Genomic DNA, 22,535 nt, shown 5'->3' with positions numbered 1-22,535 from the left:
GGCTCCCGCCAGGCGGGAGCCGACGATCGCCGCGTCGCCGACGCCGCCGCAGCCGATGACGGCGACGGTGTCGCCGCGGCCGACGTTCCCGGTGTTGAGGGCGGCGCCGATGCCCGCCATGACGCCGCAGCCGAGGAGTCCGGCGATCTCGGGGGCGACTGAGGGGTCGACCTTGGTGCACTGGCCCGCGGCGACCAGGGTCTTCTCGGCGAAGGCGCCGATGCCGAGGGCCGGGGAGAGCTCCTGTCCGGTGGAGGCCAGGCTCATCCGCTGCCGCGCGTTGTGGGTGTCGAAGCAGTACCAGGGGCGGCCGCGCAGGCAGGCCCGGCAGGTGCCGCAGACCGCGCGCCAGTTGAGGATCACGAAGTCGCCGGGGGCGACGTCGGTGACGCCGGCGCCCACGGACTCGACGACGCCCGCCGCCTCATGGCCGAGGAGGAACGGGAAGTCGTCGTTGATGCCGCCCTGTTTGTAGTGGAGGTCGGTGTGGCAGACCCCGCACGCCTGGACCTTCACCACGGCTTCGCCCGGGCCCGGGTCGGGGATCACGATCGTCTCGACCCGTACGGGCTCGTTCCTGCCGGGGGCGATGACCCCCTGGACTTGCTGCGGCATGGCAGACACCCCTTCGCTGTAAGGCTCTTGGGTACCACTATCTCCTGACGCAGCGCGAGACCCCCGCAGAGCGCGCCTGCGGGGGTCTCGTCACCCGTGGGGGGCGGGTACGGAAGCCGATTCAGCCCTTGTACGTGGCCGCGGTCGCGCGGACCCGCTTGCGGACCAGGAACCAGCCGCCGACCAGCATCACCGCGATGAGCGGGAGGCAGTTCACGGTGGTGCGGCTGATGCCGCCGTCCATCCACATCAGGACCAGGACCGAACCGAGGAAGACCAGCGTCACGATCTGGGTGTACGGGGCCCAGGGCAGCCGGTAGCCGGGGCGGGTGACCCGGCCATCCTTGGAGCGGTTCACGAACAGCAGCGAGCAGACCATGATCATGGCCCAGGTGCCGATGATGCCGATGGAGGCGAAGTTCAGCACGAGCTCGAAGGCCTCGCCGGGCATGAGGTAGTTCAGACCGACACCGAGGACACCGAAGGCGGCGGTCAGCAGGATGCCGCCGTAGGGGACGCCGCCCTTGTTCATGACGCCGGTGAACTTGGGCGCGGAGCCCGACAGCGACATGGAGCGCAGGATCCGGCCGGTCGAGTAGAGACCCGAGTTGAGGCTGGAGAGCGCGGCGGTGAGGACGACCAGGTTCATGACGCCGGCGGCGCCGGGGACGCCGAGCTTGTCGAAGACCGTGACGAAGGGGCTCTGGTCGCCGGAGTACGCGGTGTACGGGAGCAGCAGCGCGAGCAGGACGACGGAACCCACGTAGAAGAGGCCCACGCGCCACATGATCGAGTTGATCGCCTTCGGCATGATCTTCTCGGGGTTCTCGGTCTCGCCGGCGGCGACGCCGCACAGCTCGACGGAGGCGTACGCGAAGACGACACCCTGGATCAGCAGCAGCATCGGCATGACACCGCTGGGGAAGATGCCGCCGTTGTCGGTGATCGTGGACAGGCCCGGGGTGTGGCCGCCGACGTCGTGCGACGTCGCGATCAGGAAGATGCCGATCAGCATGAAGGCGACCAGGGCGCCGACCTTGATGATCGCGAACCAGAACTCCATCTCGCCGAAGTACTTCACCGAGATGAGGTTGGCGGCGAGGACGACCGCGAGGGCGATCAGCGCCAGGATCCACTGCGGGACGTCGCTGAACATGGCCCAGAAGTGGGCGTAGGTGGCGGCCGCGGTGATGTCGGCGATGGCGGTCGTCGACCAGTTGAGGAAGTACAGCCAGCCCGCCGTGTAGGCGCCCTTCTCGCCCATGAACTCACGCGCGTAGGAGACGAAGGCTCCCGAGGAGGGGCGGTACAGGACCAGCTCGCCCAGGGCCCGCACCACGAAGAAGGCGAAGACGCCGCAGACCGCGTAGGCGATGAAGAGGGACGGTCCGGCGTTCGCCATACGGCCACCGGCGCCGAGGAAGAGACCGGTGCCGATGGCGCCACCGATGGCGATCATGTTGATGTGCCGGGACTTCAGGTCCTTGCGGTACCCGGCGTCGCCGGCGTCGATGTGGGGGGAGCCCGGCGCCACGGACGCCGGTGGCGTGGCGGACAGCGTGTCGGCCGCAGGGGAGGTGCGGTCACTCATGGAGTTGTTCGCCTTCGTGAGGGGGAGGGTCTGTGCGGTACCCGGCCGCGCGCGCGTGGAGGTCTTCCATCGCACGGCCAGCGGACATACTCACGGCAAGGCGGGTTCTGAGCAGTGGCCAATGTCACTGAACGCCCATATTTGAGCTACTTCTGAGGTTGCGCAAGGGTGTACGGGACGAGTCGGCGGCCGGTCCGGGCGCTCACGGCGCGAGGACGTCCAGCTCCTTGAGGGCGCCGACCGCGATCTGGCGGGTCAGCTCCTCCGCCCGCACCGCGTCCCGCTCCCGTACCGCCTCCGCGACCTGCACATGGAGGGTGACGGCGGCCGGGTCCGGGTCCTCGAACATCACCTGGTGGTGCGTACGGCCGGTGAGGACCTCGGCGACGACGTCGCCGAGGCGGGCGAACATCTCGTTGCCCGAGGCGTTGAGGACGACCCGGTGGAAGGCGATGTCGTGGACGAGGTACGCCTCCAGCTGCCGGCCGCGCGAGGTGGCGACCATGCCGAGAGCCTGCTCGGTCAGCTCGCGGCACTGCTCGGGGGTGGCGTGGGCGGCGGCGAGACCGGCCGCGACCGGTTCCACCGCCGAGCGCAGGACGGTCAGTGAGCGCAACTGGCGGGGACGGTCGGCGCCGGCCAGGCGCCAGCGGATGACCTGGGGGTCGTACACGTTCCAGCTGGCCGTCGGCAGCACGATCACGCCGACCCGGCGCCGGGACTCGACCAGGTGCATGGACTCCAGGACGCGGACGACCTCGCGGACGACCGTCCGGGAGACGTCGAAGCGCTGGGAGAGCTCGTCGGTACGCAGCACGCTGCCTGGCGGGTACTCCCCCGCGGTGATCGCGAGGCCCAGGGCGGTGAGCACGTGCGGATGGAGCCCCTGGGCCGGTGTCGTCATGGGGTCAGCCTATGCGGGGACGAAGATCGGGAACAAAAAGTATGACTTTTATGTCACAGGCTCTTGAATACGTCGTACCCAATCGGTTTCATGAGCGCGACGGAATCGCGAGATCGATGTCGAAGAAGACAGCGAGGCACCAGCAATGAGCACCATCCCGCAGACGGCACGCCCGGCTCCCCACCAGGTCGTCGTCGTGATGGGCGTCGCCGGCACCGGCAAGACGACCATCGGTCCGCTGGTCGCCGAGGCGCTCGGCGTGCCCTATGCCGAGGGTGACGACTTCCACCCGGCGGCGAACGTCGCCAAGATGTCGGCCGGCATCCCCCTGGACGACGCCGACCGCGGTCCCTGGCTCGACGCGATCGGGCGCTGGGCGCGGAGCCGGGCCGGACGCGGCGGCGTGGTGAGCAGCTCCGCGCTCAAGCGGATCTACCGGGACCGACTGCGGGCGGCCGCCCCGGGGGTGGTCTTCCTCCATCTGACCGGCGACCGCGCGCTGATCGAGCGGCGGATGGCCGAGCGCAAGGGGCACTTCATGCCGACCGCGCTGCTCGACTCGCAGTTCGCCACCCTGCAGCCGTTGCAGGAGGACGAGACCGGCGTCGCCGTCGACGTGTCCGGCACTCCTGAGGAGATCGCCGCACGGGCCGCCGCCGCGCTGCGCCGGCTCGACGACTGATCCCGCGTTCCCCCTCCCGCCCCCACCCGTCTCCTAAGGAACCCACCGTGACCAGTCTCAGCGTCGAGATGCTGGCAGCGGACGCCGTCGAGCCGATCACCTCGGCCGGCAACGCCCAGCTCGGCATCGCCGTGCTCGCGGGCATCGCCGTCATCGTCCTGCTCATCACCAAGTTCAAGCTGCACGCCTTCCTGGCCCTGACGATCGGGTCGCTCGCTCTGGGCGCGTTCGCCGGGGCGCCGCTCGCGGCGACCATCGACTCGTTCACCGCCGGGCTCGGCAAGACCGTCGCCGGCGTGGGCGTGCTGATCGCGCTGGGCGCGATCCTCGGCAAGCTGCTCGCCGACTCCGGCGGCGCGGACCAGATCGTGGACACGATCCTCGCCAAGGCGAGCCGCCGGGCCATGCCCTGGGCCATGGTGCTGATCGCCTCCGTCATCGGCCTGCCGCTCTTCTTCGAGGTCGGCATCGTGCTGCTGATCCCGGTGGTCCTCCTGGTGGCCAAGCGGGGCGACTACTCGCTGATGCGGATCGGTGTCCCCGCGCTCGCCGGCCTGTCGGTGATGCACGGACTGATCCCGCCGCACCCCGGCCCGCTCGTCGCCATCGACGCGCTGGGCGCCGACCTCGGCGTCACGCTGGCGCTCGGTGTCCTCGTCGCCATCCCGACAGTGATCATCGCCGGTCCGCTGTTCTCCCGGTACGCCGCCCGCTGGGTGGACATCCCGGCCCCCGAGCACATGCTGCAGTCCACGGACCGGGCCCCGCGCCCCTCGGAGGACCTGGAGAAGCGCCCCGGCTTCGTGGCGACGGTCTCCACCGTGCTGCTGCCGGTCGTCCTGATGCTGGTCAAGGCGCTGGTCGACATCGTCGTGGACAACCCGGACAACGGTCTGCAGAAGGTCACCGACGTCATAGGCTCGCCGCTGATCGCACTGCTCGCGGCCGTCCTCGTCGGTCTGTTCACGCTGGGCCGCGCGGCCGGCTTCACCAAGCAGCGGCTCTCCTCGACCGTCGAGAAGTCGCTCGCCCCGATCGCCGGCGTGCTGATGATCGTCGGCGCGGGCGGCGGCTTCAAGCAGACCCTGATCGACGTCGGTGTGGGTCAGATGATCCTGGACTTCTCCAAGGACTGGTCGATCCCGGCCCTGCTGCTCGCCTGGCTGATCGCGGTCGCGATCCGGCTCGCGACGGGTTCTGCGACGGTGGCGACGATTTCGGCCGCCGGCCTGGTGGCGCCGCTCGCGGAGGGCATGGGGGCGAGCGAGACGGCTCTCCTCGTGCTCGCGATCGGCGCCGGATCGCTCTTCTTCAGCCATGTGAACGACGCCGGGTTCTGGCTGGTGAAGGAGTACTTCGGGATGAGCGTCGGCCAGACGATCAAGACCTGGTCGGTGATGGAGACGATCATCTCGGTCGTCGGCATCATCTTCGTCCTGCTGCTGTCCCTGGTGTTGTAGAAGCCGGAGAACCCGCCGTGAGGGCCGGTCATGGCTGACAGACTGTCGGCCATGACCGGCCCTCACGCGCTCAAGCCGTTTCTGCTCGCCTTCCCCGGGCCCCTCCGGGACCAGCTCGTCGCCGCGGTGCTCCGCGGCGAGAAGGTCTCCACCACCGGCCTGCTGGCCGAGTACGAGGTGGAGAACGAGGAGTTGCCCGAAGTGGGCGAGCGCTCGGCGCTCATCGACTCGGACGGGCGCGAGGTCGCCGTCGTGGAGGTGACGGAGGTACGGGTCCTGCCGCTCGGCGACGTCGACCTCCGGCACGCGCTCGACGAGGGCGAGGGGCACCGGTCGGTCGCGGAGTGGCGGGCGGCCCACGAGCGCTTCTGGCACAGCGAGGAGATGCGGGAGGGGCTCGGCGACCGGCACTTCACCGTCGACGACTCGACGGTGGTGGTGGCGGAGCGCTTCCGGGTGGTGGAGAGGCTCGCCTGACGCCCCTCCCCCGGCCCCTCTCCCCCGGCCGTCAGGACGCCCCCTCAGGACACCGCCTGTGCTGCCGCGCGGCCCGCCGTGCGGCCCGAGAAGACGCAGCCGCCGAGGAAGGTGCCCTCCAGGGAGCGGTAGCCGTGGACGCCGCCGCCGCCGAAGCCGGCTGCCTCGCCCGCGGCGTACACACCGGGCAGGGGGTCCCCGTCCTCGGTCAGGACGCGGGAGGACAGGTCGGTCTCGAGGCCGCCGAGGGACTTCCGCGTGAGGATGTTCAGGCGTACGGCGATGAGCGGGCCGGCCTTGGGGTCGAGGATCCGGTGCGGGGCGGCCGTGCGGATCAGTTTGTCGCCCAGGTAGCTGCGGGCGCCCCGGATCGCCGTGATCTGGAGGTCCTTGGTGAACGGGTTGGCTATCTCGCGGTCCCGGGCGGTGATCTCGCGGCGCAGCTCCGCCTCGTCGAGGAGCGGTTCGTCGGTCAGCGCGTTCATGCCCCGGACCAGTGCGGAGAGGTCCTTCTCGACGACGAAGTCCACACCGTTGTCCATGAACGCCTTCACCGGGCCGGGCACGTCCGCCCGGGCCCGGCCGATGACGTCACGGATCGACTTGCCGGTCAGGTCGGGGTTCTGCTCGGAGCCCGAGAGTGCGAACTCCTTGCCGATGATCCGCTGGTCGAGGACGAACCAGGTGTGGTCGTGGCCGGTCCGCATGATGTGCTCGAGGGTGCCGAGGGTGTCGAAGCCGGGGAAGAGGGGGACGGGCAGCCTTTTGCCGCGGGCGTCCAGCCAGAGCGAGGACGGGCCGGGCAGGATGCGGATGCCGTGCCGCGCCCAGATCGGGTTCCAGTTCTCGATGCCCTCGGTGTAGTGCCACATCCGGTCGCGGTTGATGTGGTGGGCGCCGGCCGCCTCCGCGATGCCGAGCATCAGCCCGTCCACATGGGCGGGCACCCCGGAGAGCATCTTCGCGGGCGGGGTGCCGAGCCGGTCCGGCCACTGGGCGCGGACGAGGTCGTGGTTGCCTCCGATCCCGCCGGAGGTGACGATCACGGCCTGGGCCCGATAGGCGAAGGCGCCCGTGACCTCGCGGCTGCTCGCGGTGCCGCGTTCGGCGGTGGAGGGTTCCAGGATCTCGCCGCTGACGGTGTCCACGGATCCGGCGGTGCGGCCGAGGGCGGTCACCCGGTGCCGGAAGCGCAGCTGGACCCGCCCGGCCGCGACGCCCTCGCGGACCCTGCGTTCGAAGGGGACGACGAGGCCGGGTCCGGTGCCCCAGGTGATGTGGAAGCGGGGTACCGAGTTGCCGTGCCCGTTCGCGTCGTACCCGCCGCGCTCCGCCCAGCCGACGACGGGGAAGAACCGCACCCCGCGCGCGTGCAGCCAGGACCGCTTCTCGCCCGCCGCGAAGTCGACGTACGCCTCGGCCCAGCGCCTCGGCCAGTGGTCCTCCGCGCGGTCGAAGCCGGCGGTGCCGAGCCAGTCCTGCAGGGCGAGGTCATGGCTGTCCTTGATCCGCATCCGGCGCTGTTCGGGCGAGTCGACGAGGAAGAGCCCGCCGAAGGACCAGTGCGCCTGGCCGCCGAGCGACTGTTCGGGCTCCTGGTCGAGGAGGATCACGCTCCGTCCGGCGTCGACCAGTTCGGCGGTGGCCACGAGCCCGGCGAGGCCGGCTCCGATCACGATCACATCAGCGTCGTACGACATGGACCGAATATTGGATACATGAATGTATCGAGTCAACTGTTCGAGCGTCGCCGAACGCTCCTGGTTTCTGATGTCGCGCATTGATGTCGATGCATGGCACGGGCTTCGGGACCCGAGACCCGCGAGAAGCTGATCCGCGCGGCGGAGGAGATCTTCGCCGCGCAGGGCGTCCACGGCGCCCGGTTGCGCGACATCGTCGCGCTCGCGGGCCAGGGCAACTCCTCGGCCGTGCAGTACCACTTCGGCTCGCGCGGCGGGCTCCTCGACGCGGTGATGGCCGGCCGTCAGCGCCGGACGGAGCAGGTCCTGAATCCGCTGCTCGTGACCGCCACGGACGAGGTGCGGGAATTGCTCGCCGCCCTGATCGGCGCGGAGGCGAGCGAGCTGCGTACCGAGCGCGGCCGGCGCTGCCTGCGAATCTCCGCGCAGCTCAGCCATGAGAGCGGGGTCCGCACCCGTGTCCCCCGTCCGACGCTCGCCGGCACCCTCCACTGGCGGCTGATCGAGCGGATCGAGGGGTGTCTGACCCGGACCGGGCTGCCCGAGCCCCTACGGCTCGAGCAGCTGGACCTGGCGCTCACCGTGGTGGGCGCGGCGATGGCCGACCGGGCCCGCCAGTACCTCGACGGCACCCCACCGCTCACGAGCGAGGCGCTCTTCCTCGCCGACCTCGACGAGACCACGACGGCTCTGCTCCGGGCCCCTGTGCCCCACCGAAAGGACCCCGCATGAACGACCTCACCGGCAAGACCGTCCTCGTCACCGGAGGCGCCCGCGGCCTGGGCGCCGAGGCCGCCCGGCAGGCGCTCGCCGCGGGCGCGAACGTCGTGATCACCGACGTCCTGGACGAGGAGGGCGGGGCCACGGCCGCCGAACTGGGCGAGCGGGCGCGCTTCCTGCACCACGACGTGACCTCCGAGGAGGAGTGGGCCTCCGCCGTCGCGTACACGGTCGCCGAGTTCGGCGGACTGCACGGACTGGTGAACAACGCCGGGATCGCCACCGGCGCGTTCCTGGAGACGGAGTCCGTCGAGCACTTCCGCAAGGTCCTCGACGTCAACCTCACCGGTGTCTTCATCGGGATGAAGACGGCCATCCCGGCGATGAAGGAGGCCGGTGGCGGCTCGATCGTCAACATCTCCTCGGCGGCGGGTCTGATGGGTCTGGCGCTGACCGCGGGCTACGGCGCCTCCAAGTGGGGTGTGCGGGGCCTGACGAAGATCGGCGCGGTGGAGCTGGGCACGGCGGGAATCCGGGTCAACTCGGTCCACCCCGGCATGACGTACACGCCGATGACGGCGGCCGCCGGCATCGAGCGCGGCGCGGGCAAGTACCCGAACACACCGATGGGGCGGGTCGGCGAGGCGCACGAGATAGCCGGCGCGGTCGTCTTCCTGCTGTCCGACGCGGCTTCGTACGTGACGGGCGCCGAACTGGCGGTGGACGGCGGCTGGACGACCGGTCCGACGGTGAACTACGTCATGGGTCGGTGAGTCCGGTGACGTGGGTGGTTTGATGGCGGCATGATCCGTCCCGCCGAAGAGATCCTGGACGTCGTCGACGAGAACGACGAGGTGATCGGACAGGCCCCACGCGCCGAGGTGTACGCGCGGGGCCTGATCCACCGCTGCGCCTTCGTTCTGGTACGAGACGCCGACGACCGGATCTTCGTGCACCGCCGCACGCCGACGAAGCCGCTCTTCCCCTCTCTGTACGACATGTTCGTCGGCGGCGTCGTCGGCGCGGGCGAGTCGTACGAGGAGGCCGCGCTGCGCGAGGCCGAGGAGGAGCTGGGCGTGAGCGGCCTGCCCGCGCCCGAGCCGCTCTTCCGCTTCCTGTACGACTCCGGGGGCGTCGCGGGGAAGTGGTGGTCGGCCGTCCACCAGGTGCGCTGCGTGCTGCCGGTGAACCCGCAGGCGGAGGAGGTCGCCTGGCACGCCTTCCTGTCCGAGGAGGAGCTGGCGGCACGACTCGGCGACTGGACCTGGGTGCCGGACGGTCTCGACGCGTACCGGCGGCTGAGGGAGCACCGGGCGGGCTGATCACCCGGCGGATAGGGTGCCCGGGTGAGCGACTTCGTACAGAGCCTGCGGTTGTGGTTCGCGCCGCAGCGGATCCGGGACGAGGGCGAGACGCCCGACTACCGTTTCTCGCTGGCCAACGAGCGCACCTTCCTCGCCTGGATCCGGACCGCGCTCGCCCTGGTCGGTGGCGGTTTCGCCGTCGACCAGTTCCTGCCCGATCTGCGCTGGGGGGTACGGGTCGGGCTCGCGCTGGCCCTGCTCGGGGCGGGTGTGCTGTGCGCGCTGCGCGCGGTGAACCACTGGGTGCGGTGCGAGCGGGCGATGCGGCGCGGGGAGGACCTGCCCGTCTCGCGCTTCCCGACGGTGCTCAGCCTCGCCGTGGCCGTCGTGGCGCTGGCGATGGTGGTGGTCGTGGTCTTCGGCTGGGCCGGCCGGTGACGCAGACCCGGGACCCGGGGCTGCAGCCGGAGCGGACCCGGCTCGCGTGGCGGCGTACGACGCTGACCTGCACGGTCGTGGCGGTCCTTGCCGGGAAGCAGGCGATCGACGATGACATCACGGCGGCGGGGGTGACGGGGGCGGCCCTGTCGGCGCTGGTCTGGGTGGGGTTCCTGGCCGTCGGCCACCGCCGTATCCAGGCGCTGGAGTCGCCGCGACCGGCCGCGCTCTCGCTCCGGGGCGCGCTGCTCGCGGCGGCCTGCACGGTCGCGCTGGCGGGGTTCGCCGTCGCGGTGGTGCTCTGAGCCGGAGTCGGGCGCTCGCGCGGTGTCCCGGGTCCGGCGCGGCGGGCGGAGTCGGTCAGGCGTCCCACTCCACCGTGACCACGACCTTGCCGTTGAGGCCGCCCTGCGCGTTGGCGCGCTGTGCCTCGGCCGCCTGGTCGAGAGGGAAGGTCTTCGCGACCTGTACGGACAGCACGCCCTCTTCGGCCAGCGCGGCGAGCGCGGCGAGGTCGTCGGAGTCGGGGCGGACCCAGAAGTAGCGGCCGCCGAGGCCGATGACCTCGCCGTCGGCGATCGACGCCAGGCGTCCCTCGGGCACCAGCAGCTCCGGGGTGGCCTTGAGGAAGGGGCCGCCGACGGTGTCGAAGGCCGCGTCCACGCCCTGCGGGGCGAGGACGCGGACCTGGGCGGCGAAGGTGCGCTCGTCGTAGACCACCGGCTCGGCGCCGAGCTCCCGGATCCGGTCCTGGCCCGTCTCACGCGCCGCGCCGATGACGCGGCAGCCGAGGTGGCGGGCGATCTGGACGGCCATTGAGCCGACCCCACCGGCGGCCGCGTGCACCAGGACGGTCTCCCCTTCACGGACGGCCAGGGCCTGGTGGAGCACCTGATAGGCCGTGAGACCGGCCAGGGGCAGGGCCGCGGACTCCTCGAACCCGAGGGTGCGGGGCTTGCGGGCGAGGGTGCGGACCGGGGCGGCGACGTACTCGGCGAAGGTGCCGTGACAGAGGACGTCCTCGCGGACGTAGCCCATGACCTCGTCGCCGAGGGCGAACTCGGGGACGGAGACGCCGGGCTGGACGACGACCCCGGAGACGTCCCAGCCGGGGATGACCGGGAAGACGACGTCCATCATCCCGTCGAGGTATCCGGCCTGGGCCTTCCAGTCGACCGGGTTCACGGCGGCGGCGCGCACCTTGACGAGTACGTCGTCGGGGCCGACCTTCGGGTCGGGCCGCTCGCCGTACTCGAGCACCTCTGGTCCCCCGTACCGGCTGTAACTGATCGCCTTCATACCCCGAACCCTGGGTGTGCTCCCCATCCGTCGCAAGCCGGATTCACCCGACAGGGCGTCAGCCGCCCAGCGCCGAGGGCGCCGGCAGCGGAGTGCGCGGGTCGACCGAAATACCGGGGGCCGGGCCGCAGGCCGACGGCGACGGCCTGGCGGGGTACGACTCCATACGGCGGGGGGTGACATGGTTGAGGGGTACGCCGTGGTCGAACAGCACGCCTATGCCCAGTCGCCGCCGCGCGTCGAGTACGCGCTCACCGCTCTGGGTCGTACGCTGCCCGGCCCGATCGAGGCGCTAGGGCGCCGGCCGGCCGATTACGGCGACGCGTTCACCCTCACCCAGGGGTGGAATACGGAGGATCAGGACATTCGAGGCTAGCCTTCTATCGCGCTTCCCCGCCGCACGCTGTTCCGCCGTTCCTTGTTTCGTCGCCCGCTGTTCCGCCGCCCGCTGTTCCGCCACTCGCTGTCCGGGGCTCGCTGTTCTGTCGCTCCGTTCCGTCCGGGGGTTCCTTGTCCGTCACCGATCCGTACGTCGTCCCGCTCGCGGGCGGCCTCCACGCCTTCGTCCAGCCCGACGGCGGCTGGTGCCTGAACAACGCCGGGTTCGTCGGCGACGCGGGCGAGACCCTGCTGGTGGACACGGCCGCCACCGAGCGGCGGGCCCGGCTGCTGCGCGAGGCGGTGCTCGCCGAAAGCCTGCCGCTCCCCCGGACGATCGTCTCCACGCATCACCACGGCGACCACACCTACGGCAACGGGGTCTTCCTGCCCGAGGCGCGGATCGTCGGCCACGAGAACTGCCGGGCCGAGCAGCTCGCGGCCGGACGCCAGCTCCATCTGCTGTGGCCGCAGACCGACTTCGGCGACATCGAGGTGACCCCGCCGACCCTCACGTACCGCGAGCGGCTGACGCTGTACGTCGGTGAGGTGGAGGTACGCGTGCTGCACCCCGGACCCGCGCACACGGCGGGCGACTCGATCGTTCACCTCCCGCGCCAGGGTGTCGTGTTCACCGGGGACCTGGTCTTCCACGGCGGGACGCCGTTCCTGCCGATGGGCTCGCTCGCCGGTTCGCTGCGAGCGCTCGACCTGCTGCGCTCGCTGGACGCCCCGACGGTGGTGCCGGGCCACGGCTCGGTCACCGACCCGTCGGCGTACGACGCGACGGAACGGTATCTGCGCTGGGTCGCCGCGCTCGCCCGCGAGGGACACACCAAGGGCGATCCCCCGCTGGAGGCGGCGCGCCGGGCGGAGCTCGGGGAGTTCGCGTCCTGGCGGGAGCCCGAACGCCTGGTCGCCAACCTGCACCGGGCCTACGCCGAGCTGGACGGCCTCCCGGAGGGCTCGCCCCTGGACGCGGCGGCCGTCTTCGGCGACATGGCGGCGATGAACGGCGGAACGCCGGTGCCCTGCCACGCCTGAGCTGTCCCACCTGAGCCGCCCCACTGGGCCGCCTCACTGGGCCGCCCTGCGTGAGAGGCCGAAAGACGCCCGGGTCCGCCCCCTCCGGTCACCAGCGCGGGACCTCCGGCGTGCGCCACCCCGGGTCCGCCACCCGCATCGCCGCCGCGTCGTCGCGGTCCCGCATCGCGCCGTCGTCCTCCACCCAGCGGCGGTGCAGTGCCGCGAGCCGGTCGCGGTCCAGTTCGACGCCGAGGCCGGGCGCGTCGGAGACGGCGAGCCGGCCGTCCTCGAAGAGGGGGCGGACGGTGACGACGTCCTCGCTCTGCCAGGGGTGGTGGGTGTCGCACGCGTGGTCGAGGCGGGGCAGGGTCGAGGCGACCTGGGTCATCGCGGCGAGACTGATGCCCAGGTGGGTGTTGGAGTGCATGGAGAGCCCGATGCCGTACGTCCGGCAGAGCGCGGCGAGTTCACGGGTGCGGTGCAGACCGCCCCAGTAGTGGTGGTCGCAGAGCACGATCCGTACCGAGTCCCGGGCGAAGGCCTCCGGCACCTCCTCGAACGTCGTCACGCACATGTTCGTCGCGAGCGGCACGTCCGCGCGGGCGGCGATCTCCGCCATGGCGTCCGTACCGCTCGCCGGGTCCTCCAGGTACTCCAGGACGTCCTCGAGCTCCCGCGCCACGGCCAGTGAGGTCTCGACGGACCAGGCGCCGTTGGGGTCGAGCCGGAGCGGCCGGCCGGGGAACTCCTCGGCGAGGGCGCGGATCGCGGCGATCTCCCGCTCGGGCGGGAAGACCCCTCCTTTGAGCTTGAAGGAGCGAAAGCCGTACGTACGCTCGAAGCGGCGGGCCTGTTCGACGATGCCGGCGGGGTCGAGCGCCGCTCCCCAGTCGTCGGCCTCGCCGCCCACCGGGTGGGCGTCCCAGCGGTAGAAGAGGTACGCGCTGTACTCGACCCGGTCGCGGACCTTGCCGCCGAGGAGGGCGTGGACGGGGAGGCCGAGGGTCTTGCCGAGGGCGTCCATGCAGGCCACCTCGAAGGCGGAGACGACGGAGAGGCGGAGCTTGTCCGCGGTCTGGGCGCCGCGCAGCCCGCCCGCGTCCACCCGCCCGTCCACGGCCCGTGAGTCGCCGCACACCCGCTCGGCGAGCGAGAACAAGCCGTTCACGTCCGTGACCGGCCGTCCGGGCATGGCCCCGGCGAGCGGCCTGGCGAGGTCCAGGTACTTCCCGTCGCCGTAGGTCTCCCCCAGGCCCGTGACTCCTCCCCGCGTGACCACTTCGACCACGAGCCGTGGCGTGTACGGCTGGTGCACCCCCTGGGTGTTGAGGAGCGGCGGGTCGGAGATGAGGATCGGGGTCAGCCGGACTTCTTCGACGATCAACGCGGAATCCATATGTGAACCCTATTCACGGGAGCGATTCGCGACCAGCCAGCCGGCAGCGCTTTTCCGGCAGGACCCTGGACGACATACCGACTGGTCGGTCATCATGAACGCCGACACGGCCGCAGCCCCGGCCGGACAGCCACCCGGAGGTACGCACGATGAGCTCAGCCCAGCCGCCAGGTCTCGACCTCGAGCAGGTGCGCGGATTCCTCGACCGCGAGCGGCCCGGGCTGGTGGGCGGCCCGCTCGACGCCCGGCTCATCGAGGGCGGCCGGTCGAACCTCACCTACGTCGTCACGGACGGCACCGGCCGGTGGGTGGTCCGCAGGCCCCCGCTGGGCCACGTCCTGGCCACGGCGCACGACATGAAGCGCGAGCACCGCGTGATCAGCGCCCTGCACCGGACGGCCGTGCCCGTCCCGGAGCCGGTGCTGCTCTGCGAGGACGACACGGTGACCGGGGCGCCCTTCTACGTCATGGAGTTCGTCGCCGGCACCCCGTACCGCTCGGCGGAACAGCTCGCCCCGCTGGGCGCCGAGCGGACCCGTGAGGCCGTCCTCGGCCTGGTCGACACGCTCGTCGACCTCCACGCCGTCGACCCCGCCGAGGTCGGCCTGGCCGACTTCGGACGGCCCGAGGGCTTCCTCGACCGGCAGTTGCGCCGCTGGGGCAAGCAGCTCGCGGCCTCCCGCGGCCGCGACCTGGCGGGCATCGAAGAGCTGCACGCCGCCCTCGGCCGGGCGCTCCCGGTCTCTCCCGCCGCGGCCGTCGTCCACGGTGACTACCGCCTGGACAACGTCCTGATCGGCGAGGACGACCGCATCAAGGCCGTCCTCGACTGGGAGATGTCGACGCTCGGTGACCCGCTGACGGACCTCGGCCTGCTGGCGATGTACAGCGCGAAGCTGGACGTCCCGCACTCCCCCGTCAGCACCACCGCCGCGGCCGCCGGTCATCCCGCCCCCGCCGAGCTGATCGAGCGCTACGCCGCCCGCTCGGGCCGGGACGTCTCCTCCCTCTCCTGGTACACGGCCTTCGCCTGGTTCAAGCTCGCCGTGATCCTGGAGGGCATCCACTACCGCTACACCCTCGGCCAGACCGTCGGCGCCGGCTTCGACCGCATCGGCGAACTGGTCCCCGTCTTCATCGAGCACGGCCTCACCACCCTCCAGGAAGGCTGATCCCCCATGGACTTCGGATTCGACGCGCGCACCGAGGAGCTGCGGGCGAAGCTGCTCGCCTTCATGGACGAGCACGTGTACCCCGCCGAGCAGATCGCCGACGAACAGCGTGAGCTGCTCGCCTCCCCGTGGGACACCCCGCAGGTCGTCGAGGACCTCAAGGCCGAGGCCAAGCGGCAGGGGCTGTGGAACCTCTTCCTGCCGGACGAGACGTACGGGGCGGGGCTCACCAACCTCCAGTACGCGCCGCTGGCCGAGATCACCGGCCGCAGCCCGCACCTGGCGCCCACCGCCCTCAACTGCGCGGCGCCCGACACCGGCAACATGGAGGTGCTCGCGCAGTTCGGCGACGAGGCGCAGCGCAAGCAGTGGCTGGAGCCGCTCCTCGCCGGGGAGATCCGCTCGGCGTTCGCCATGACGGAGCCGGAGGTGGCCTCCTCGGACGCGACGAACATCGAGACGCGGATCGAGCGCGCCTCCGACGGTTCGGACGAGTACGTCGTCAACGGCCGCAAGTGGTACATCTCCGGGGCGATGAACCCCGACTGCAAGATCTTCATCGTGATGGGCAAGACCGACCCCGAGGGCGCGGACGTCCGTCGCCAGCAGTCGATGATCCTCGTCCCGCGCGACACCCCCGGGGTCGAGGTGCGGCGCGCGATGCGGGTGTACGGCTATGAGGACCACTCCCACGGCGGCCACGCGGAGGTGCTCTTCCACGACGTCCGTGTTCCAGCCTCGAACCTGATCGGCGAGGAGGGCGGCGGTTTCGCCATCGCCCAGGCCCGGCTCGGCCCCGGCCGGATCCACCACTGCATGCGGCTGATCGGCATGGCCGAGCGGGCGATCGAGCTGATGTGCCGCCGGGCCGTGTCCCGTACGGCCTTCGGCAAGCCGATCGCTCAGCAGGGGGTCGTGCAGAACTGGATCGCGGACGCCCGGGTGACGGTCGAGCAGCTGCGGCTGCTCGTCCTGAAGACCGCCTGGCTGATGGACACCGTCGGCAACCGCGGGGCGCACACGGAGATCCAGGCCATCAAAATCGCGACCCCGCGCGCGGTGGTGGACATCCTCGACCGGGCGGTCCAGGTGCACGGCGCCGGCGGTGTCTCGCAGGACTTCCCGCTGGCCGAGCTCTGGGCCGCGGCGCGGACGCTGAAGCTGGCGGACGGCCCCGACGAGGTGCACCAGCGGTCGCTGGCGCGGCGGGAGCTGAAGAAGTACCTGTAGCCGGGCGTGGAGTGGCCGGGGGCAGCCGTACGGCTCGCCTCCGGCCACACGTCTCCCCGGGAGCGCGGGCCCGTCGGGTCGCGTAGTCGCCAAGGGCTCTCGGGCCGCGTGGTCGCTACAGGCACTCGGGCCGCGTGGTCGCTACGGTCGCAGCGCCCGCAGCAGCAGGTCGGCCAGCTGCTCGGCGACCTGCTGCGGAGTGAGCGGGCCGTCGGGGCGGTACCAGGTCGACAGGTGGTGCACGGAGCCGAAGTGGTAGTCCACCACCAGATCGGCCGGGGTCGCCGAGGAGAACACCCCGGCCTGCTGGCCCTCCTCGATCAGGGCCCGGAAGCGCTCGTGGTAGCGCCGCCGCTCGGCCCGTACCTGCTTGTTCTTCTCCGGGCTGAGGTGGTGCATGGAGCGGAAGAAGATCGAGGCGTCGTCGAGGTTCTCGATCGTGGTCACGACGACGTCGGCGGCGGCGTCGCGCAGCCGCCGCTCGATCGGGGCGTCGGCGTCGGCGAAGGCGTCGAGCCTCTCCTGCTGGAGCCGCAGCACCCGGGAGTAGACCTCCTGCAGGAGGTCCTCCTTGGAGCCGAAGTAGTGGTAGAGCGCGCCCTTGGTGACGCCGGCCGCCTCCACGATCTCCTGGACGGAGGTGCGGTCGTAACCCTGCTCCGCGAAGAGCCGGGTGGCGGCGGCCAGCAGCCTCTGGGGGACGGGGGTACCGCTCCCGTCCGTCGTCCTGGCCATGCGCCGCCGCCTTTCACTCATGATCGTCCTTACCTGGGGGAACGGAGTTCCCGTCTGAGGATCTTCCCACTTGTCGTCTTGGGCAGCTCCGGCAGGATCTCGACCTCCCGCGGGTATTTGTACGCGGCGAGCCGCTGCTCGCAGTACGCGGAGAGTTCGACGGGGTCGACGACCGCTCCCGGGCGCAGGCTGACGTACGCCTTCACCGTCTCTCCCCGGTAGGGGTCGGGGATGCCGACGACGGCGGCCTCGCGGACCGCCGGGTGGGCGTAGAGGACATCCTCCACCTCCCGGGGCCAGACCTTGAAGCCAGAGGCGTTGATCATGTCCTTCTTGCGGTCGACGACGTAGAGCCAGCCGTCCTCGTCCATGAAGCCGATGTCGCCGGTCCGCAGCTCCCCGTCGGGGAAGGTCTGGGCGGTGGCCTCGGGCAGCCCCCAATAGCCGGGCACCACCTGCGGTCCGCGCACGGCTATCTCGCCCTGCTCGCCGAAGGGCACCTCCGCGCCGGTCTCGTCGAGGATGCGAACGACCGTGTCGGGCCCGGGGACGCCGACCGACAGCGTGCCGGAGGCTGGATCGACCGGCGCCTCCTTCTCGGGCGGTACGGAGGCGCAGGGAGCGGTGCACTCGGTGAGGCCGTAGCCGTTGCGGATGTACGGGCCGAAACCGGCGCGGAACTTTTCCACCAGCGCGGGCGGGACCGGGGCACCACCCGAGGAGATGACCAGGAACGAGGAGAAGTGGTCGCGGCCGGCCCCCGGGTGGGCGGCGAGAGCCATGAAGGCGGTGGACGGACCGACCGTGTAGGCCGGGCGGTGCTCCACGAAGGCGTCCAGGACGACGCCGGGGTCGAAGCGGTAGGCGAGGACGAGCGTGCCGGCGTTGGCGAAGCACGCGGACAGCTCGCAGACCAGGCCGGTGATGTGGAAGAGCGGGGCGAGCGCGAAGTAGCCGGCGCCCTCGGGGACGGGGTGTCCGGTGCGCTGGCGCTCGGCGTTGTGGATGATCCCCCGGTGCAGGTTGAGGGCGCCCTTCGGGGTGCCGCTGGTGCCGGAGGTGTAGCTGATCAGCGCCACGTCGTCGCCGTCGAGTTCACGGCCGAGAGGGGCGGGGTGCCCGGCGCGGGCGACGGTGAGCAGGTCGTCGACCTCGGTGGGGACCCGCTCGAAGCCGAGGACGCGGGGGTCGTCGCGGGTCTGCAGGTCGCGTTCGCAGGCGGTGAGCGCGACCCGTACGCGAGTATCGGCGGCGGTGTCCCGGAGGTACGCCTCCCAGGCCCGGTCGGAGCAGATCAGGGCGACGGCGCCGGAGTCCCGCAGGGCGTGTCCGACCTCGCCCGACTTGTACATCGGGTTGAGCGGGACGACCGTCGCGCCGGCCTTCCAGGCGCCGAGGAGGGCCAGGACGAAGTGCGGGCTGTTCTGGAGCATGATCGCGACGCGGTCGCCGTGTTCGACGCCCCGGGCCGCGAGACACCCGGCGACCGAGTCGGAGAGCGCGTCGGTCTCACGGTAGCCGAGCCGGCCGTCGAAGTAGGCGAGCGCCGGGTGCTCGGGGGCACGGGCGGCGGCGGCGCGGAAGGCGTGCAGCACGGTGGGCGGCGGGGTGATGGGCGCCCGCTGGGCATCGGTGAGCTGAGCCAGCCAGGGCATGGTGGCGTAGATCGACTCCCGGGTGGTCACGCGCCCGCCCCTTCCCACTTCCGCTGGAGGTGGTTCATGTTGCCCAGCCACCGCTCGGGGTCGGTGGCGCGGGCGCGGTAGTAGTCGGCGACCTCTGGGTGCGGCAGGACGAGGAAGCGGTCGGACTCGATGGCGTCGAAGAGGGAGTCGGCGACGTCCTCGGGTTCGATGGCGGTGGGTGCCAGGACGAGCTCGCCGGCCGATCCGGCGGCGGTCAGCATGTCCGTGCGCACGCCCTGCGGGCAGATGGCATGGACCTTGACCCCTCGGTGCCTGTAGGTGAGGGAGAGCCATTCGGCGAAGGCGTACGCGCCGTGCTTGGACACGCTGTAGGGCGCGGCACCGACCATGGTCAGCAGGCCGGCGGCGGAGACGGTGGAGACGAAGCGGCCGCTGCCGCGCTCCAGCCAGTCGGGCAGCAGCGCGCGGGCCGCGCGGACATGGGCCATGACGTTGACGTCCCAGGCGGCCGCCCAGACGGCCTCGTCGGCGAAGGCGTCGCCGGGCGAGGCGAGTCCGGCATTGGCGCACCACACGTCGACGGTGCCGCCGAGGACCTCGCGGGCCTCCTCGACGATCGCGGAGGCGTCTCCGGCCACGGCGGTGGCGCCGATCTCCTCGGCGACGGCCTTGGTACGGCCGGGGTCGAGGTCGTTGACGACGACCCGCGCGCCCTCGGCGGCGAACCGTCGGGCCAGCGCGGCGCCGATCCCGCCCCCCGCACCCGTGACGACCACTCCAGCGCCCTGCACCGTACTCATCGAGACCCGCCTCTCCGTGACGACCGTCCGAGCAGACTAACTGGTCGGTATGTGGATGGGGAAGCCCTCTGGCGCACGCCTCGTTCCCCGGGAGCGTCAGGAGCGCTAGCGTGCGGGCCCATGCCAGGGAAGGCGATCAAGGAGGTTTCCGTATGAACCCGTCCGACCCGTCCGACCCGTCCCCCGCGTCCGGCTCGGCCGGTCTTTCGAGACGCGGTCTGCTGGCCGTCGGCGGCGCGCTCGGCGTGGGAGCCGTGACCGCGCCCACCGCCCTCGCCCACGACAAGCCTCCCCGTCCGGTCCGTACCGGCTTCGAGCGGCTGGCCGCCGACGGCTACGCGGCGCTCGCCGGGCAGCGGGTCGGCGTCGTCACCAACCCCACCGGCGTCGCCTCCGACGTCCGGCACATCGTCGACGTCATGCACGCCGACGACCGGGTGGACCTGACGGCCGTCTTCGGCCCCGAGCACGGCTTCCGGGGGACGGCCCAGGCGGGCGGCTCCGAGGGCCGCTACGACGACCCGGCGACCGGTCTCCCCGTCTACGACACGTACCTCAAGAGCGGGCAGCCGCTCGCGGACGTCTTCACCTCGTCGGGCGTGGACACGGTCGTCTTCGACATCCAGGACGTGGGCGCGCGCTTCTACACCTACATCTGGACGCTCTACGACTGCATGGTGGCCGCCTCGCTGGCCGGGAAGCGGTTCGTGGTCCTGGACCGGCCGAACCCGGTGACCGGGCGGGCCGCCCTCGGCCCGGTCCTCGACCGCGCCTTCGCCACCTTCGTGGGCCGGGAGCCGATCGCGCAGGCGCACGGGATGACGGTGGCGGAACTGGCCCGGCTGTTCAACGGCGAGTTCCTGGCGAAGCCGGTGGCCCTGGAAACCGTACGGATGTCGGGCTGGAAGCGGTCGGACTTCTTCGACGCCACCGGGCTGCCGTGGGTGCCGCCGAGCCCCAACATGCCCACACCCGACACCGCGCTCGTCTACGCCGGCACCTGCCTGTTCGAGGGCACGAACCTCTCCGAGGGGCGCGGCACCACCCGCCCCTTCGAACTGCTCGGCGCGGAGGGGATCGACCGGCGGTGGGCGGAGGCGGCGAACGCCCTGGGCCTGCCCGGAGTGCGGTTCCGCGAGGCGTACTTCGCCCCGACCTTCTCCAAGTTCCAGGGCAGGACGGTCGGCGGCGTGCAGGTCCAGGTGCACGACCGGGCCGCCTTCGACCCCGTACGCGCCGGCATCGGGCTGCTGGTCTGCGCCAAGCGGTCGTGGAGCGGCTTCGCCTGGCGCCCGGACCACTGGATCGACAAGCTGACCGGTTCGACGCGGGTGCGGACGCTGATCGACGCGGGCGCGGACACCGACGAGGTGGTGGGGGCCTGGGGTGCGGACCTGGCCGCCTTCCGTGCCGTGCGCGAGGAGTACCTGTTGTACCGCTGACCGCTGATCGCCGGCCGGTGGGGCAAACCCCCCGCACGGACGGGTGTGGGCAGGTTGGCGGGAGGGTCCTGCCGGTCGACAGGCTTGATGTATGAACACGCTGACACGACATCGGTTACCGCTGGTGGGGGCGGTCCTGGCGCTCTGCCTCGCCGCCCTCGCCCCCGCCGCGCGGGCGGACTCCCCGGCGACGGACCCCGCCCGTGAACTCGCCCGAACCGCCCGCCCCTTGGACGACCTGCGGGCGCTGGACCGGATGATCGGCCCGGCGAAGGTCGTCGGGATCGGCGAGGCGACGCACAGCTCGGCCGAGTTCTTCGCGGCCAAGCACCGGATCTTCGAGCACCTGGTCGAGAAGCGGGGCTTCACCACGTTCGCCCTGGAGGCCAACTGGTCCACGGGCCTGCTGATCGACGACTACGTGCGCTTCGGAAAGGGCGACATCCGGAAGATCATGCGCGAGGAGTTCCAGAACGCGTACGGCTTCTGGAACACCGAGGAGTACCTCGACCTGTTCACCTGGATGCGCCGGCACAACGTGCGCCACCCCAGGCATCCCGTGCGCTTCATGGGGAACGACCTCGGCCATGCGGGCGCCCACCTCTTCGCCACCGTGACCGGATACGTGGGCCGGACGTACCCGCGGCTGCTGCCCCCCTTCGAGGAGCTGTACCGCGCCTCACGGCCGGTGGGCACGGTCGACGCCTGGATGAACGCCTATCTGGCCAAGCCGCGCGAGGAGCGGCGGCGGATGGCCTCGGAGGTCGGGCAGGCCCTGGCGCTGCTGGAGCGGCAGAAGCCCGGACCCGACCGCGAGGAGCACACCTGGATGCTTCAGCACGCCCGGGTCATCGCCCAGGTCGGCACGGAGTACGCCCACGACATGACGGGCGAGGGCGTGGCCGACGCGATGCTCTACCGCGACCGGATCATGGCCGAGAACACCGTGTGGTGGCAGCGGACCACGGGCGACCGGATGGTGCTGTCCGCGCACAACGGCCACGTGGGGTACGAGACGACCAAGCCGGACCAGTACCCCCGTCTCCAGGGTGCCTTCCTGCGCGACGCGCTGGGACGCGACTACGTCAGCGTGGGCGCCTCCTTCGGGCGCGGCTCGTTCAACGCCCACGACACGGCGGCGGCGGGCGAGCCCGTCCGGCGCTTCACGGTCGGCCTGCCGGGCGAGGGCAGCAACGCCGAGACCCTGGACCGGGTGTCGCCGCGGCCGTTCCTGCTGGACGTGCGGACGGCGGCCCCCGCTGCCAGGAGCTGGCTGAACGGGCACCGGGCCAGTTGGCTGATCGGCACCGCGTATCCGTGGCCGGGCAGTCAGGCACCCGTCCGCCTCGCCACGGCGTACGACGTCGTCCTGCACTTCCCGGAGGTCTCCGCGGCGCGTCTGCGCTGAAAGCCTGGCCGTCCCCCCGCGCCCGCAGGATGCTGTCGCGAGCAGAGCCTGCTCGGTGGAGCTCGACAGGGCTTCGGCAGAGCTCTCGAGAGAGCTTCCTCGACGCGGAGGG

The 22,535-nt window shown here is 71.6% G+C and carries 23 protein-coding genes; 14 read left to right on the top strand and 9 right to left on the bottom strand.

Features of this window, described 5'->3' with window-relative positions:
- The 3 genes from IE136_RS35490 to IE136_RS09540 form a co-directional block, all read right to left on the bottom strand.
- Positions 1–615 (bottom strand): alcohol dehydrogenase catalytic domain-containing protein (locus IE136_RS35490; RefSeq protein ID WP_229818743.1); only part of this gene is annotated, 615 nt, incomplete at its 3' end.
- Positions 616–736: 121 nt separating this feature from the next.
- On the bottom strand, positions 737–2,206 hold the full coding sequence (locus IE136_RS09545; RefSeq protein WP_158985753.1) for an amino acid permease: 1,470 nt from the start codon (positions 2,204–2,206) through the stop codon (positions 737–739).
- A 202-nt stretch (positions 2,207–2,408) separates the two neighbouring features.
- On the bottom strand, positions 2,409–3,110 hold the full coding sequence (locus IE136_RS09540) for a FadR/GntR family transcriptional regulator (protein ID WP_158985755.1): 702 nt from the start codon (positions 3,108–3,110) through the stop codon (positions 2,409–2,411).
- Positions 3,111–3,255: 145 nt separating this feature from the next.
- On the opposite strand from IE136_RS09540, the gene IE136_RS09535 reads away from it, so the two are divergent.
- From IE136_RS09535 to IE136_RS09525, 3 genes are read left to right on the top strand one after another with little or no spacing between them, the layout of a single operon-like run.
- The gene (locus tag IE136_RS09535; protein ID WP_189600101.1) at positions 3,256–3,792 is read left to right on the top strand and encodes a gluconokinase; all 537 of its coding nucleotides are present in this window, start codon (positions 3,256–3,258) and stop codon (positions 3,790–3,792) included.
- Positions 3,793–3,839: 47 nt separating this feature from the next.
- Complete coding sequence (locus tag IE136_RS09530) at positions 3,840–5,252, top strand: GntP family permease (RefSeq protein WP_158985760.1); 1,413 nt, start codon at positions 3,840–3,842, stop codon at positions 5,250–5,252.
- A 51-nt stretch (positions 5,253–5,303) separates the two neighbouring features.
- Entirely contained in the window at positions 5,304–5,729 is a 426-nt protein-coding gene (locus IE136_RS09525; RefSeq protein ID WP_158985762.1) for an ASCH domain-containing protein, read from the top strand.
- 44 nt (positions 5,730–5,773) lie between these two features.
- Here IE136_RS09525 and IE136_RS09520 read toward each other — a convergent pair whose 3' ends face one another.
- Positions 5,774–7,429 (bottom strand): FAD-binding dehydrogenase, encoded by a 1,656-nt coding sequence (locus IE136_RS09520; protein WP_189600099.1) that lies wholly within the window; start codon positions 7,427–7,429, stop codon positions 5,774–5,776.
- A gap of 93 nt (positions 7,430–7,522) precedes the next feature.
- Between IE136_RS09520 and IE136_RS09515 the strand changes: the two genes are divergently transcribed.
- From IE136_RS09515 to IE136_RS09495, 5 genes are read left to right on the top strand one after another with little or no spacing between them, the layout of a single operon-like run.
- Positions 7,523–8,161 (top strand): TetR/AcrR family transcriptional regulator, encoded by a 639-nt coding sequence (locus IE136_RS09515; RefSeq protein WP_189600098.1) that lies wholly within the window; start codon positions 7,523–7,525, stop codon positions 8,159–8,161.
- Positions 8,158–8,922, top strand: coding sequence for a glucose 1-dehydrogenase (locus tag IE136_RS09510; protein ID WP_189600097.1), 765 nt, complete (start codon positions 8,158–8,160; stop codon positions 8,920–8,922). The genes IE136_RS09515 and IE136_RS09510 overlap by 4 nt, the downstream gene beginning before the upstream one ends.
- Before the next feature lie 30 nt (positions 8,923–8,952).
- Positions 8,953–9,471 carry an NUDIX hydrolase gene (locus tag IE136_RS09505; RefSeq protein WP_373309042.1) on the top strand — a complete coding sequence of 173 codons (519 nt, stop codon included), beginning with the start codon at positions 8,953–8,955 and terminating at the stop codon, positions 9,469–9,471.
- Between the two features lie 24 nt (positions 9,472–9,495).
- Complete coding sequence (locus IE136_RS09500) at positions 9,496–9,891, top strand: YidH family protein (RefSeq protein ID WP_158985765.1); 396 nt, start codon at positions 9,496–9,498, stop codon at positions 9,889–9,891.
- Positions 9,888–10,196, top strand: coding sequence for a DUF202 domain-containing protein (locus IE136_RS09495; protein WP_189600096.1), 309 nt, complete (start codon positions 9,888–9,890; stop codon positions 10,194–10,196). Before IE136_RS09500 ends, IE136_RS09495 begins: the two co-directional genes overlap by 4 nt.
- A gap of 55 nt (positions 10,197–10,251) precedes the next feature.
- Here the strand turns inward: IE136_RS09495 and IE136_RS09490 are convergent, their stop codons facing one another.
- Entirely contained in the window at positions 10,252–11,190 is a 939-nt protein-coding gene (locus tag IE136_RS09490; RefSeq protein ID WP_189600095.1) for an NADP-dependent oxidoreductase, read from the bottom strand.
- Between the two features lie 199 nt (positions 11,191–11,389).
- Here IE136_RS09490 and IE136_RS09485 point away from each other — a divergent pair, with 199 nt between their 5' ends.
- On the top strand, positions 11,390–11,566 hold the full coding sequence (locus IE136_RS09485) for a winged helix-turn-helix transcriptional regulator (RefSeq protein ID WP_308432402.1): 177 nt from the start codon (positions 11,390–11,392) through the stop codon (positions 11,564–11,566).
- A gap of 134 nt (positions 11,567–11,700) precedes the next feature.
- On the top strand, positions 11,701–12,612 hold the full coding sequence (locus tag IE136_RS09480; protein WP_158985769.1) for an MBL fold metallo-hydrolase: 912 nt from the start codon (positions 11,701–11,703) through the stop codon (positions 12,610–12,612).
- Between the two features lie 88 nt (positions 12,613–12,700).
- Here IE136_RS09480 and IE136_RS09475 read toward each other — a convergent pair whose 3' ends face one another.
- Positions 12,701–13,990, bottom strand: coding sequence for a glucarate dehydratase family protein (locus IE136_RS09475; protein WP_189600094.1), 1,290 nt, complete (start codon positions 13,988–13,990; stop codon positions 12,701–12,703).
- A 149-nt stretch (positions 13,991–14,139) separates the two neighbouring features.
- On the opposite strand from IE136_RS09475, the gene IE136_RS09470 reads away from it, so the two are divergent.
- A complete protein-coding gene (locus IE136_RS09470; protein WP_189600093.1) occupies positions 14,140–15,162 on the top strand; it encodes a phosphotransferase family protein in 1,023 nt (340 codons plus the stop codon).
- Between the two features lie 6 nt (positions 15,163–15,168).
- Positions 15,169–16,392 (top strand): acyl-CoA dehydrogenase family protein, encoded by a 1,224-nt coding sequence (locus IE136_RS09465; protein ID WP_189600092.1) that lies wholly within the window; start codon positions 15,169–15,171, stop codon positions 16,390–16,392.
- Between the two features lie 141 nt (positions 16,393–16,533).
- Here IE136_RS09465 and IE136_RS09460 read toward each other — a convergent pair whose 3' ends face one another.
- From IE136_RS09460 to IE136_RS09450, 3 genes are read right to left on the bottom strand one after another with little or no spacing between them, the layout of a single operon-like run.
- Positions 16,534–17,127 carry a TetR/AcrR family transcriptional regulator gene (locus tag IE136_RS09460; RefSeq protein ID WP_158985773.1) on the bottom strand — a complete coding sequence of 198 codons (594 nt, stop codon included), beginning with the start codon at positions 17,125–17,127 and terminating at the stop codon, positions 16,534–16,536.
- Positions 17,128–17,156: 29 nt separating this feature from the next.
- The gene (locus IE136_RS09455) at positions 17,157–18,782 is read right to left on the bottom strand and encodes an AMP-binding protein (protein WP_158994093.1); all 1,626 of its coding nucleotides are present in this window, start codon (positions 18,780–18,782) and stop codon (positions 17,157–17,159) included.
- 26 nt (positions 18,783–18,808) lie between these two features.
- Entirely contained in the window at positions 18,809–19,573 is a 765-nt protein-coding gene (locus IE136_RS09450; RefSeq protein WP_158985774.1) for an SDR family oxidoreductase, read from the bottom strand.
- Between the two features lie 152 nt (positions 19,574–19,725).
- Here IE136_RS09450 and IE136_RS09445 point away from each other — a divergent pair, with 152 nt between their 5' ends.
- Together IE136_RS09445 and IE136_RS09440 are read left to right on the top strand one after the other, a co-directional pair.
- Positions 19,726–21,015 carry an exo-beta-N-acetylmuramidase NamZ family protein gene (locus IE136_RS09445; RefSeq protein ID WP_158985775.1) on the top strand — a complete coding sequence of 430 codons (1,290 nt, stop codon included), beginning with the start codon at positions 19,726–19,728 and terminating at the stop codon, positions 21,013–21,015.
- Between the two features lie 91 nt (positions 21,016–21,106).
- Positions 21,107–22,423, top strand: a complete 1,317-nt coding sequence (locus IE136_RS09440; protein WP_189600091.1) for an erythromycin esterase family protein — start codon at positions 21,107–21,109, stop codon at positions 22,421–22,423.
- Positions 22,424–22,535 lie beyond the last annotated feature (112 nt).

The organism is Streptomyces lateritius (assembly GCF_014649715.1).
Classification (GTDB): Bacteria; Actinomycetota; Actinomycetes; order Streptomycetales; family Streptomycetaceae; genus Streptomyces; species Streptomyces lateritius.
Note: the sequence above shows the minus strand (reverse complement) of the source record. Positions and strands in the feature narration are given on the sequence as shown.